The sequence below is a fragment of the Rhizobium sp. SG570 genome, assembly GCF_012275345.1.
Classification (GTDB): Bacteria; Pseudomonadota; Alphaproteobacteria; order Rhizobiales; family Rhizobiaceae; genus Rhizobium; species Rhizobium lusitanum.
Map to the genome: position 1 here is coordinate 144,585 of NZ_JAAZQI010000009.1, position 12,727 is coordinate 157,311.

Annotated in this window: 11 protein-coding genes and 2 tRNA genes; 8 read left to right on the forward strand and 5 right to left on the reverse strand. The window is 61.6% G+C overall.

The window, feature by feature from the left end:
* The first annotated feature begins 43 nt into the window (after positions 1 to 43).
* Both FHT28_RS19205 and ppdK read left to right on the forward strand, forming a co-directional pair.
* A complete protein-coding gene (locus FHT28_RS19205) occupies positions 44 to 1,369 on the forward strand; it encodes a hemolysin family protein (RefSeq protein WP_168597056.1) in 1,326 nt (441 codons plus the stop codon).
* 206 nt (positions 1,370 to 1,575) lie between these two features.
* Positions 1,576 to 4,242, forward strand: a complete 2,667-nt coding sequence (gene ppdK / locus FHT28_RS19210) for a pyruvate, phosphate dikinase (protein WP_047638867.1) — start codon at positions 1,576 to 1,578, stop codon at positions 4,240 to 4,242.
* Positions 4,243 to 4,370: 128 nt separating this feature from the next.
* Here the strand turns inward: ppdK and FHT28_RS19215 are convergent, their stop codons facing one another.
* A complete protein-coding gene (locus tag FHT28_RS19215) occupies positions 4,371 to 4,652 on the reverse strand; it encodes a hypothetical protein (protein ID WP_037193513.1) in 282 nt (93 codons plus the stop codon).
* Between the two features lie 93 nt (positions 4,653 to 4,745).
* Positions 4,746 to 5,162 carry a hypothetical protein gene (locus tag FHT28_RS19220; protein ID WP_092573021.1) on the reverse strand — a complete coding sequence of 139 codons (417 nt, stop codon included), beginning with the start codon at positions 5,160 to 5,162 and terminating at the stop codon, positions 4,746 to 4,748.
* A 242-nt stretch (positions 5,163 to 5,404) separates the two neighbouring features.
* On the opposite strand from FHT28_RS19220, the gene FHT28_RS19225 reads away from it, so the two are divergent.
* On the forward strand, positions 5,405 to 6,337 hold the full coding sequence (locus tag FHT28_RS19225; RefSeq protein ID WP_092572914.1) for a DUF1499 domain-containing protein: 933 nt from the start codon (positions 5,405 to 5,407) through the stop codon (positions 6,335 to 6,337).
* Between the two features lie 6 nt (positions 6,338 to 6,343).
* On the opposite strand, the gene FHT28_RS19230 is transcribed toward FHT28_RS19225, so the two are convergent.
* Both FHT28_RS19230 and FHT28_RS19235 read right to left on the reverse strand, forming a co-directional pair.
* Positions 6,344 to 7,252: an MBL fold metallo-hydrolase gene (locus tag FHT28_RS19230; protein WP_092572913.1), complete on the reverse strand. Its 909-nt coding sequence runs from the start codon at positions 7,250 to 7,252 to the stop codon at positions 6,344 to 6,346.
* Positions 7,249 to 7,551 (reverse strand): cupin domain-containing protein, encoded by a 303-nt coding sequence (locus FHT28_RS19235; RefSeq protein ID WP_092572912.1) that lies wholly within the window; start codon positions 7,549 to 7,551, stop codon positions 7,249 to 7,251. Before FHT28_RS19235 ends, FHT28_RS19230 begins: the two co-directional genes overlap by 4 nt.
* A 156-nt stretch (positions 7,552 to 7,707) precedes the next feature.
* Between FHT28_RS19235 and FHT28_RS19240 the strand changes: the two genes are divergently transcribed.
* The 3 genes from FHT28_RS19240 (at position 7,708) to FHT28_RS19250 (ending at position 10,758) form a co-directional block, all read left to right on the forward strand.
* Positions 7,708 to 7,782 (forward strand) — tRNA-Gln (locus FHT28_RS19240).
* Positions 7,783 to 7,960: 178 nt separating this feature from the next.
* A complete protein-coding gene (locus FHT28_RS19245; RefSeq protein ID WP_168597057.1) occupies positions 7,961 to 9,034 on the forward strand; it encodes a glycosyltransferase family 2 protein in 1,074 nt (357 codons plus the stop codon).
* Positions 9,034 to 10,758, forward strand: coding sequence for a hypothetical protein (locus tag FHT28_RS19250; protein ID WP_168597058.1), 1,725 nt, complete (start codon positions 9,034 to 9,036; stop codon positions 10,756 to 10,758). Before FHT28_RS19245 ends, FHT28_RS19250 begins: the two co-directional genes overlap by 1 nt.
* 71 nt (positions 10,759 to 10,829) lie before the next feature.
* Here FHT28_RS19250 and FHT28_RS19255 read toward each other — a convergent pair whose 3' ends face one another.
* Positions 10,830 to 11,234 (reverse strand): hypothetical protein, encoded by a 405-nt coding sequence (locus FHT28_RS19255; protein ID WP_037193522.1) that lies wholly within the window; start codon positions 11,232 to 11,234, stop codon positions 10,830 to 10,832.
* Between the two features lie 301 nt (positions 11,235 to 11,535).
* Between FHT28_RS19255 and FHT28_RS19260 the strand changes: the two genes are divergently transcribed.
* A tRNA-Pro gene (locus FHT28_RS19260) sits at positions 11,536 to 11,612 on the forward strand.
* Positions 11,613 to 11,890: 278 nt separating this feature from the next.
* Complete coding sequence (locus FHT28_RS19265; protein ID WP_081938704.1) at positions 11,891 to 12,709, forward strand: pentapeptide repeat-containing protein; 819 nt, start codon at positions 11,891 to 11,893, stop codon at positions 12,707 to 12,709.
* Positions 12,710 to 12,727: the final 18 nt, after the last annotated feature.

Below are 12,727 nucleotides of genomic sequence, written 5' to 3' on the forward strand. Positions count from 1 at the left end.
TTCGATCAACAATATGTGGCGCTAATCCGCCCGGAAGGGAAGCATGTCTGGATCTGGTGGCGGTATTTTCGATTTCTTCGGAATACTCGCCGTGCTGCTGCTCGTTGCCGCCAACGGTTTTTTCGTCGCGGCGGAGTTCTCTCTCGTTTCCGTTCGTCGCAGTCGCGTGACGGAGCTGGTTGCCGAAGGGCGGATGAACGCCAAGTCGCTGCAGAAGGCGGTCGACAATCTCGACGCCAATCTGGCGGCCACGCAGCTCGGCATCACGATTTCCTCGCTCGCCCTCGGTTGGGTCGGTGAGCCGGCGCTCGCCCATCTTCTGGAGCCGCTTCTCGATTTCCTTCCCGGAGCATGGGCCGCGGCCAGCTCGCATGCGATCGCCGTCGTCATTTCCTTCGTCATCATCACCGCGCTCCACATCGTGCTCGGCGAACTCGCTCCGAAGAGCCTGGCGTTGCAGCGCAGCGAGGATACGGCCCTCGGCGTGGTGCGGCCGCTCGGTCTTTTCCTCTTCCTGCTGCGTCCCGCGATCACCGTCCTTAACGGCCTTGGCAATCTGGTCCTGCGTCTCTTCGGGCTGCGGCCTGGGACTGGCGAGGGCTCGCTGCATTCGCCCGCCGAGATCAAGCTTTTGATCGCCGAAAGTCAGGAAGCCGGCTTGTTGGAGCCAGCCCAACAGGATCTGGTCGAACGCATCTTCAACATCGGCAATCGCGATGTCTCCAACATCATGACGCCGCGGCTGGAGGTTGATTGGATCGATGCCGACGATACGCCGGAGGAAATGCAGAAAACCATCCGAGAAAGCCGTTTCGAGCAGCTTCTGGTCGCCCGCGGATCGATCGACGAGCCTATCGGCATGATCCTGAAGAAGGATCTTCTCGATCAACTGCTGAACGGCGAGCTGCTGAACCCGATGGCCGTCATCCGCCAGCCGCTGGTCGTGCACGAGGCGACGGCGGTGTTCAAGGTGCTCGAAAGCTTCAAGCGCGCACCCGTGCGCCTCGCCATGGTCATCGACGAATATGGCAGCCTGGAGGGCATCGTCACGCAGACCGACCTCCTGGAAGCGATCGCCGGCGATCTGCCCGATATGGATAACGAGACGCCCGATGTTGTCGAGCGCGCCGACGGCTCATTGCTGATGGAGGGCATGATGCCGGTCTATGACGCCTTTGCGAGGCTCGGTCTGCGCGAGGGCGAGGAAGACGTGACATTCCATACGCTCGCGGGCTTTGCTCTTTACCAGTTCGGCCACCTGCCCGACGTCGGCGAAAGCTTCACCTTCGGCGGCTGGCATTTCGAAATCGTCGATCTCGATGGGATGCGGATCGACAAGATTCTGGCGCGGCGGGAGGCGGGGGCTTAAACGCCGGCCGACGGCAGCGACGAAATACCGCTTGCCCACCCTCTCTCGCTTTTGGAATGGCCGGAAGGCCTCCGATTTCGATCAATCGATTGAAATCGGGAGCCTGTGGGTCATATTTATTGTGCAGCGCAACATTTTGCCGCATTTGTCGATTTTCATTTGCCGCTCAATGAATTAAGTTCAACCCTAGGAGTTGGACGGGGACAATGACGAAGTGGGTCTATACATTCGGCGGCGGCAAAGCCGAGGGAGGCGCCGGAGACTTTGAGAGGCTCGGCGGCAAGGGTGCCAATCTTGCCGAAATGTGCAGCCTCGGCCTGCCGGTTCCCCCTGGCCTGACGATCATCAGCGAGGCCTGCTCTTTCTATTACAAGAACGGCCGTAATATTTCCGATGAGCTGAAGCCACAGGTCATGCAGGGCCTGAAGCAGATGGAAACCATCACGGGGCGCAAGTTCGGCGATACCGAGCGGCCGCTATTGGTCTCCGTTCGCTCGGGTGGTCGCGCCTCCATGCCCGGCATGATGGATACCGTCCTCAATCTCGGTCTCAACGATGCCACGGTGCAGGCGCTTGGCCACGATGCCGGCGACGCGCGTTTCGCCTGGGACAGCTATCGACGCTTCATCCAGATGTATGCCGATGTCGTCATGGGACTCGACAACGAGGTCTTCGAAGAGATCTTGGAAGATGAGAAGGCCCGTTTCGGTCACGAGTTCGATACTGATCTTTCCGCCGTCGAATGGCAGCACGTGGTCTCCATCTACAAGACCGTCATCGAGGAGGAACTCGGTGTGGCCTTCCCGCAGGATCCGGAGGTCCAGCTCTGGGGCGCCGTCAGCGCCGTCTTTTCCAGCTGGATGAACCCGCGCGCCGTCACCTATCGCCATTTGCACAATATTCCCGAGGCCTGGGGCACGGCCGTCAACATCCAGGCGATGGTGTTCGGCAACCTCGGCAATGCCTCCGCGACCGGGGTGGCCTTCACCCGCAATCCGTCGACCGGGGAAAAGGAGCTTTACGGCGAATTCCTCGTCAACGCGCAGGGAGAGGATGTTGTTGCCGGCATCCGCACGCCGCAGAGCATCACCGAAGCCGCCCGCATCGCTTCCGGCTACGACCGGCCGTCGATGGAAAAGGTGATGCCGGAGGCGTTCGCCGAATTCCGCCGCATCTGCGCGCAGCTGGAGACGCATTACCGCGACGTCCAGGATCTGGAGTTCACCATCGAACGCGGCAAGCTCTGGATGCTGCAGACCCGAGCGGGCAAGCGCACCACCAAGGCGGCGATGAAGATAGCCGTCGATATGGTCGGGGAGGGGTTGATCACGGAAGACGAAGCCGTCACGCGCATCGATCCGACGACGCTCGATCAGCTTTTGCATCCGACCATCGACCCGCGCGTCCGTCGTGAGGTCATCGGGTCCGGTCTGCCCGCCTCTCCTGGTGCGGCCACCGGCGAGATCGTCTTCACGGCCGAGGAGGCGATCATCGCCGAAGAGGAAGGCCGAAAGGCTATTCTCGTGCGGATCGAAACAAGCCCGGAAGACATTCACGGCATGCATGCCGCCGAAGCGATCCTCACCACGCGCGGCGGCATGACCAGCCACGCCGCCGTGGTCGCCCGCGGCATGGGCATTCCGTGTGTCGTCGGCGCCGGCACCATGCGCATCGATATGCGCAATGAAAAGCTGATCGGCATCGGCGTCACGTTGAAGAAGGGCGACATCATCACCATCGACGGATCCACCGGCCAGGTGCTGAAAGGCGAGGTGCCGATGATCCAGCCGGAATTGTCCGGTGATTTCGGGCTCATCATGGCCTGGGCCGACCGGTCGCGGCGCATGACAGTGCGCACCAATGCAGACACGCCGGCCGATGCCCGTGCGGCGCGCTCATTCGGCGCCGAAGGCATTGGTCTTTGCCGCACCGAGCACATGTTTTTCGAGGGAGACCGCATCCATGTGATGCGCGAGATGATCCTTGCCGAAGACGAGGCGGGGCGCCGCGCCGCCCTTGCCAAGCTGATGCCGATGCAGCGGCTCGATTTCACTGGCCTGTTCACCATCATGCATGGCCTGCCTGTAACCATCCGCCTGCTCGATCCGCCGCTGCACGAGTTCCTGCCGAAGACGGACGAGGAAATTGCTGAGGTTGCCGGAAGCATGGGCATGGAGCCGGCTATTTTGCGCCAGCGCGTCGATGCCTTGCACGAGTTCAACCCCATGCTCGGCCATCGTGGTTGCCGGCTGGCGATTTCCTATCCCGAGATCGTCGAGATGCAGGCGCGAGCCATCTTCGAGGCGGCGGTTCTGGCGGCGCGCGAGACGGGTGCCCCGGTCGTGCCCGAGATCATGGTGCCGCTCGTCGGCCTGCGCTCGGAGCTGGACTACGTCAAGGCGCGGATCGACGAGGTGGCCCGCGCCGTCATGTCGGAAGCCATGATGAAGATCGATTATCTCGTCGGCACGATGATCGAGCTGCCGCGCGCGGCGCTGCGCGCCCATATCATCGCCGAGGCTGCCGAGTTCTTCTCCTTCGGCACGAACGACCTGACTCAGACCACCTTCGGCATGTCGCGCGACGATGCCGCCGCCTTCATCCCGACCTATCAGCGCAAGGGCATCATCGAGCACGATCCGTTCATATCGCTCGATTTCGACGGCGTAGGGGAGCTCATCCGCATCGCCGCCGAGCGCGGCCGCCGCACACGCAACGACATGAAGCTCGGCATCTGCGGCGAGCATGGCGGCGATCCCGCCTCCATCCATTTCTGCGAGGATATCGGGCTGGACTATGTGTCCTGCTCACCCTTCCGCGTGCCGATTGCGCGGCTTGCGGCAGCACAGGCGGCGATCAAGGGGCGAGCCTGATTCTCTGGAGCATTTCCAGGAAAAGTGCGCAGCAGTTTTCCGTCCGGAATGCGTAAAAACAAGAAGATAGATCGTTTTCGCGATTCGGAGAAAAGCGAAAACGCTCTAATGGCGGAACGCCGCGCCGCTCAGCGGCGCCAATAGCCGCGGTTATGGTAATATCCCGGTCCGCCGACCACGATTGTCGGTCCCCAGAAGAAATCATCATTGCTTTCCATGAAGGCACGCTGGTCCGCGCGTCGGCTAAGATCCTGATTCATCAGGCAGTTGGCGAAATTTTCCGAGCCGCGCCGAAAACCGTAGCTGCCGCATCTGGCTTCGTCCGCCGCGCGAATCTCCTCCGCCGTCTGGCAGGAAGAGAGCACGAACGTCATGGCGAGAAGGGAGAGTACGGGAGCGACGATACGCATGACCTGATGTCCTCAACGCAAATATGCAGACGCGAATTATAGCGCCGCGCGGTGCCGCGCGAAAGGCCTATCATCGGTTGCCGGCGGGAATGCTCAGGCAGCTTCTCTCGGCTTTTTCGGCAGCCGCCGCAGCAGATCGACGAAGGCATCGGCGAAACGCAGCAGATGCTCGGTTTCCTCATCCGGTTGCAGCAGGCGGATTTCCGCGCCGTCTTCATCGAGAGCCGCAAAGAGGGTGCGCATCGCCGCGTCTCCTTCGGGAATCCTGATGACAGCCAACCTGCGGCAATCCGGAATCAGCCCCGCGGCGGGAAGATCGAACAGAAAGTCGCCGCTCACGGCCGAAGCTGCGCTTCGCACGGCCTCGCAGAAGGAGGCCTCGCCACCGGAAAAACCTTCGAGCGAAAGTTCAAGCTCGAGAAGTTCGAGCGGCAAGGTCGGCTCGACTGCATCGGCCGCGGCAATGGCCCCTCCCGGCAGTGGCTTGGCAGCGATGTCTTTGGAAAGCATCGGTTCCATCTCATCAAGTCCTTTCACAGCCTCGATAAAACACTGGAAGAATGGCCTTTTTTTGGAACTTAAGCAAGCACTCACATTTTTGTTCTAGCCGTTACTGGCTTCAGCTCTGACAGGACATTGCTCGTCGACGCCATGACATTCGATTTATTTTCACTGTTTCTTGTTCTAAACATAGATCGCTTTCTGGGATTCGGTGCATCCGGCTTCCGATCCGACGCGCCGATGAGCCCTTGATGACCATTCGCTTCGACCGTCCCGTTTCACATGCCGCCCGCGCCGGGCGTTTGATCGCCTCCTTTGCGCTGGTGCTTTGCGGGGTGACCTTGATCGGTCAGCGTTTCGGGCCGTTGGAAACGCCTTATTTCGTGCTGCTGCTGTTGATCTCAGCCGGCTGTGCCGCCCTGGCGGTAGTGCTTGCGATGCTCGGCCTTGCCCAGCTCTGGCAGAGCGCCGCCATCGGCGGCGTCTCAGCCGTCAAGGCACTCATCTATGCCACCTTGCCCTTGGCTATCGTCGGTTACGGCGCCGAGCGCTATTGGACCCGGCCCCCGATCTACGAGATATCGACCGATCTCAGCGACCCGCCGGAGTGGCTGGCGACGCCGGATGCCAGGCAGATCTGGCTGCCGGCACGCCATCTGGTGACGCAGCAGGAGCGCGACTCACAATCTGAAGCCTATCCGGCCCTGATCAGCCGCCGCTACGAAGGGGCCACCGATCGGGTATTGGAGGCGGTGCGAAAGGTTGCGAGGGACAGTCATATCACCATCGTCAAGGCCGATGGCGCCGATGTCGCCGACCCGAACGGCAATGCGAAGCCGAGGCACCGCACCCGCCCGCAGAACACCGGCCCGGCACAGGACGACAGCACAGTCGGTGACGTGCCCGATATCGTTCCGGTGCCGAAGCCGCGCCCCCTTCGGGATGGCGTGGCCGATCTGATCCGTCAGAATACGGACGTTGTTCTGCAGGGGGCGACCCGCACCCGCATTTTCGGTCTCCCATGCGATGTGCTGATCCGTCTTCGCGAGGAGGCCGAGACGACGCTCGTCGATATCCGCGTTTCCTCCCGCTACGGCCAGGATGATCTCGGCGTCAGCGCCGATATGGCGGACGGCTTTCTGAAGGCGCTGGATGCGGAGCTGCTCGGGATCGCCGGAGGCTGACGCGGCTCAGGCGGGTCTATACGCTCCGGTGAGCGCCGGCGGCCCGTCGGTTTCCACCCGGCCTTTTTCCACGAGATCTTCGAGATGCGCCAGCACCGAAAGCGCCGCCGCGCCGTGGAGACGCGGGTCCGTATCGCGATAGATGGCTTTCACCATGTCGGGGATCAGCCGGTCGCCGGCCTTGATGCGCTCCAGTACGGCGCGTTCGCGCATGCGGCGATGGGTTCTCAAGCCGCGCATGAAAGAAGCGGGTTCCCTCACCGGGCCACCATGGCCGGGCAGAAACAGGCGATCTTTTCGAACAAGCAGCCGCTCGAGCGAGGCCATGTAATCGGCCATCGAACCGTCAGGCGGGGCGACGATCGACGTCGCCCAGGCCATGACATGATCGGCCGAAAAGAGGATGCCGCTGCCATCAAGCGCAAAACAGGCATGATTAGCCGTATGGCCGGGCGTCAGCAGCGCGGTCAGCTGCCAGCCGTCTCCCGAGACGCTTTCGCCGTCAGCAAGCACGATATCCGGCCGGAACTCCATATCGGAGCTTTCGGCGAAAGGATTGACCTCGCCCTGATAGAGCGGCCGCGCGGCGCGATGTGGCCCTTCGCCGACCGTGAGCGCCCCCGTCGCCTCTTTCAGCCGCCTTGCGAGCGGCGAGTGATCGCGATGGGTGTGGCTGACGAAGATATGCGTGACCTCGCGCCCCTTCAGTGCCGTCATCAAACCGGCAAAATGCTCCTCGTTCTCCGGCCCGGGATCGATGACCGCCACGGACGAGCCGCCGACGATGTAGCTGTTGGTGCCATGAAAGGTGAAGGCGCTGGGATTGTTGACCGTCATCCGCTCGATGCCGGGCGCAACGGGAACAGCGCGGCCATAGGCCGGCTCGAAAGCAAGGTCGAAGTCGGGCGTGCTCATGATTGCTTATATTCGATTTCGATAAAGGACATCGGCTCGGGGCCGGCATTGACCACATTATGCTCGACGCCGGCCTCGCGCCGGTAGGCGGCACCCTTGGCCATATCGACGCGCCGATTGCCGCCCGGCTCTTCCAGAAGAAACTGGCAATCCGTCATCGGCACCACGACATAGCCGAGGCCATGCACATGATGACCGGTATCGGCGCCCGGCTCGAAATCCCAGCGGGTGATGCGCACGACGGCATCGTCGAGAAGCACGGTCGGGACAGCCGGCGGGCGGGCGCGAAACTGGCTCATCGGATCTCCTGATTGGATTGCAGTGCGGCAAGACCTATCATAGCGACCCGAGAAGCGCACAGAAATATGCATCCACGCGCAACTTAGTGATTGTGGCCGGATGCGACCTTTGCTAATCAGACGCCGATTTGGCTGAGTTGCGGCCACTTCCTCTGTTGGGGCGTCGCCAAGCGGTAAGGCACCGGTTTTTGGTACCGGCATTCCCAGGTTCGAATCCTGGCGCCCCAGCCATATATCTCTGGGTCCGTTCCGGCTATTGTCTTGTAGAACACAAGGGCAGTCTTTCTTTAACTTACGAAGGAAATTCGCTCGAGAAATCCCAGTATCCGCTCCCCTTTATTCCCAGCGCTTAAATATTGTTTGACCATTTTCAGACACTCTCATCGCCATCATCTCGATACAGGCGATCATGAACCAGACCTCCCCCAAATTACTGCTCTCCATCGTTGCCCCCTGCCACAATGAGGAGGAGGGGCTGAAGGAGTTTTGCCGGCGGACGGTGGCGACGGCGCGGGGTGCGGTCGGTGAAGCCTTCGAGGTCATATTGGTGGATGATGGTTCCACCGACGGCACCTGGGAGATCATCGCCTCGCTTGCGCGGGAGACGCCGCAGGTGCTCGGCGTGCGCCTGATGCGCAATCATGGTCACCAGCTTGCCGCCACCGCAGGCCTTGCCGCCTCGCGGGGCGAGCGGGTGCTGCTCATCGATGCCGATCTCCAGGATCCTCCGGAACTGTTGCTGATGATGATGCCGATCATGGATCGGGGCGCGGATGTCGTCTATGGCCAGCGTGTGCGCCGGCAGGGGGAGAGCTGGTTCAAGCTCACCTCCGCCTCGCTCTTTTATCGCCTGCTGTCGCGGCTCGCCTCGGTTACGATCCCGCGCGATGTCGGTGATTTCAGGCTGATGAGCCGCCGGGTGGTCGATATCCTGCTGTCGATGCCGGAGCGCGATCGCTTCATTCGCGGCATGGTGAGCTGGATCGGCGGGCGGCAGGTGGCGCTGCCCTATGAGCGCGATGCGCGTTTCGCCGGCACGACCAAATATCCGCTGCGCAAGATGATCAATTTCGCGATCGACGCCATCACCAGCTTCTCCACCGTGCCCTTGCGGATCAGCACGTGGCTCGGCCTTGCGAGCGCCGGTTGCGCGGCCTTGCTGTTGGTCTACACGCTCGCGCGCTGGATTGCGGGCGAGACGATCGTCGGCTGGTCGAGCATCATGGCGGCGATCACCGCCTTCAGCGCCATCCAGCTTATCTGCATCGGTATCATCGGCGAATATGTCGGCCGGCTGGTGCAGGAGAACAAGAGACGCCCGATGTTCATGATCGAAAGCCTCGTGCAGGGCAATCGATCGCTCGATATCCCCGGCGATTTTTCCGAACTGGATGCAGCGACCAAACGCCGTGCGCTGGAGCAAGCTTTGGGTGGACCGGGTGAGGCGGGCAACGGCGCGGCGCAAGTCAGGGCAGCCCGCTGATGTCCCATCAGTCCGCCAATTCGTCATGGGGCGGGGCGACGGCCGCGGCTCCGGCGCGGACCACTGTGGAGGCGGATGCCGTCGTTGTCAGGCAAAGGCCCGATGTCGTCATCGCTACCTTCGTGGCGGCAGTGGCCGTCTTCGTCGCCATTTTCAAATTCCCGCCGATCCTCGACTATCCCAACCACTATGCGCGCATGTGGCTGCTTGCCGGCGGCATCGATACACCGCCGTTTCAGCGGATCTATGCGATCGATTGGAACAGGAGCTTCACCAATGTCGGCATCGATCTCATGGCCTACTGGCTGGGACCGCTGATCGGTGTCTTGCTGCTGGCGCGCAGCCTGCTTTTCCTAGCGATCGTGCTGCCGCCGCTCGGAGCGATTGCTTTGCACAGGCGCTTGTTTGGCGGCGGCTACTATTGGCAGATCGCCATTCTTTATTTCGCCTGGTGCGCAACGCTGATCGGCGGCTTCATCAATTTCCAGATTGGGCTCGGCATGGCACTGTTCTTCGCAACAGCCGATCATGCCCTGCAATCGCGAAACCGGGCCGTGCTGTTTGTCTTTCGCCTGCTGGCTGGCCTGCTGCTCACCACCATGCATATCTTTTCGCTCGGCTTCTATATGGCGCTCGTCTGCGGGCTCGAGTTTTCGCCCACCATGGCGGCGATGAAGTCATTTCGCGATTTCATGCGCTTATGCGGCAGGCTGGCGATGGCGGTGCTGGCCTGCGCCTTGCCGGCGATCTGTCTTTTCCTCTACCAGCCGGTGCTGCCCGATGCCGGCAACGGCAATCTCGGCGCGTCCTGGAATGATTCCCTGGTTCTGATCCTGGCCAACCTGATGTCGGCGTTCTGGAGCTATACGGTCCTGGTGGACATGCTGTTCCTGATCCCGCTGATCCTCGTCTGCACCAATGCTGTGCGGACACGCCGGCTGCAGCTGCATGCGGGGCTTGCGGTCACGGCAACCGGTCTGCTGCTGTTCGCCTGCCTCTCGCCGCGCCATCTATTGGCTACTGGCTGGATCAGCTGGCGCTTCCCGATCATGGCGGCGCTGGCGGCCATGGTGATGGTATGTCCCTTGCCTCGCCTGTCGCGCCGGCAGGCCCTGCTTGTCGTCACCATGCTTTCAGCGGTTGCGCTTGGCAGGACCGCCTGGATCGGTTTCAACTGGTGGCAGGGCGAGGCCGAGGTCGCAGATGTTCGCACTGTGCTTGCCGCGGTACCGGAGGGCGCGGCGATCCTGCCTGTCATGCGGCAGCAAAAGAGTGCGCCGCATGTCGTCGACCATCGTTACTCTGCGTGGAATCAGGACACGTTCCGGCATTTGCCGACGCTTGCTATCCCTTATGCGCATAGCTTCGTGCCGACGGTCTTTACCGCCAAGGGCAAGCAGCCATTGACCGTCCTGCCGCCCTGGAGCGATATCGCTGTGCCGGAAGGCAATCTCCTCTCCGTTGGCCTGCTCGATTGCCCCGATGAGATCGGCACCGTCAGCAGCTTTGCGCCCTATCTCGTCAATTGGCGGCAGCGCTTCGACTTCATTCTGCTGGTCAATGCGGATGTCGAGGATCGTTTTGGCGGCACGATTCCGAGCGGCGTGCGGCTTGCCGCGGAAACGCCCTTTGCCAAGCTCTATGCCATCGACAAGGCCTTCGTGCCGCCTGCGGATGCGGTGCGGCCGAAGAGCTGCGCCGCGTTCGCCGCAGCAGATGGCTGAGGCCGCATCAAGTCAAGCAGGCGGCTCCTTCGAGCCGCCCGTCGAATTGGTTTCCCGATAAAGTCCCTGTTTCAGCTCGCCTTTTCCGGCGGAGCCAGAAGTTCGGCGCAATAGGACGAGCCGCTGACGCCCGGCTGGTCGCCGAGGATGTGGACCGAGCGGATGACATAGCTCTGATTGGTGACGATATCGGCCTTGCAGCTGAGATAGCGCTTGCCGCCCTTCTTGCCATCCTTGGTCGCGATCGTGATCGTCTTGTAGCCGCCGCGCCACGTATAGACGCGATTGCCGCTTTCGTCGCGGTCGGAGAGCGGCGGACCGTAGGCCGCGAAGAAGCGTCCAGCGGACTGGCCTTCCCAGCGATCCTGAACGGGGTTGCTCGCCATCAGCGGCAGGCCTGTTGTCGTTGCTGTCGTGGTGCTGCAACCGGCTAGCGCCAGCAACAGTCCCGCCGCGGTGATCATGCGGATATTCATCGTGTCGTCCTTGAGCTTCTGTCACGCATTCGGTCGCGGAAAGGCCGCTGTCCCACGACGTTTCCACCTGTCCCGCCTAGGGCTTTAGCGCCAAAGCCGGCAAAAGAAAATTCCCATCCGCGTGTTCAAGTGGGATTTTAGTCAATCTGTTGCGTCTTTTGCACGCCGGCCCTTCCAGCGCCTGTTTCCTGCCGATTTTCTAGGCAGCGGCCCTGTAATCTTTTCGTCAAAAATCAAACGGTTTTTTGAGATTGGTGCTTGTGCATCAAAAATGGCTGGTCTATAGAAGCGCCGCTGGTCACGGAGTGTAGCGCAGTCTGGTAGCGCACCACGTTCGGGACGTGGGGGTCGAGTGTTCGAATCACTCCACTCCGACCAGCTTAAAACACTGATCTTTCTCCCGAAAAATCCACCCAAAGCAGTCGTCTCAGCGGCGTTGTACTACGGCGAAGCTGGCCATACCCTTGGAGGTTCGTTGAGTTGCCTTCAAGGCTGTGCGCGCCGTTATCGCACGCCACTGACACCGAGACCGCGTTGAGGATCTGCTTTTGCAAAACCGGCTCTTTTTGTCGTCCAAAGCACCATATACAAAGGAGGCGCGCATGCACCCGACTCGACCGTCGGACGGCTTGCGGGCGTTGAAGCGGAGTGACGGGATGAGTCTTGTTGAAAGGGTGGCTGGGTTGGCGGGAGAGGGACTTGCGTGGCGGCGGCAGCGCTATGGCGCGTGGTCTCGCGACGCTATCGGACAAAAGCCGGGGATTGCAACCGGCGTCGGTGTGTTGGCTCTAGGTGCCGCATTTCTCCTTGCTTCAGGCGGAGATCCCGCGCGCGCCGCTGATTGCGGCAATGTCGCAGCGCCCGGCCTCGACTGGAGCGGATGCAGCAAGACCAATATCATGTTGCCAAGCAGCGATCTGCACGGCGCCAATCTTGCCGGCGCTCACTTCGACAGCACGGATCTGAGCGACGCCAATCTGACCTCCGCCAATCTTGAAAAGGCGACGCTGGTGCGCGCATGGTTGAAGACAGTGCTTGCCGACGGGGCGAATTTTTCAAGGATCGAGGCCTATCGCTCCGACTTCAGCAACGCCTCTGCCAATGGCGCATCTTTTGCCAATGCCGAGCTGCAACGGGCAGAATTCGGCGGCGCTAAGCTTGCCAATGCGGATTTCCAGAAGGCCGAGCTCGGCCGCGCCGATTTCGACAAGGCGGTCCTTTCGGGCGTGAATTTCTCCTTCGCCAATCTCTCCCGCGCGACGCTGGCCGGCGCGGTGATGCAGGGGCCGGTCTCCTTCGGCGGGGCCTTCATGTACCTGACCCGCATCGAAGGTCTTGATCTGACGGCTGCCACTGGCCTCCAGCAGGCGCAGATCAATCTGGCTTGCGGCGACAATACGACGAAGCTGCCCTCGTGGCTGCAGGCGCCCTCCGTCTGGCCATGCCCGCCGGACGATCCGGATGACAAGGACTGACGCTGGTCCTGAGAGAAG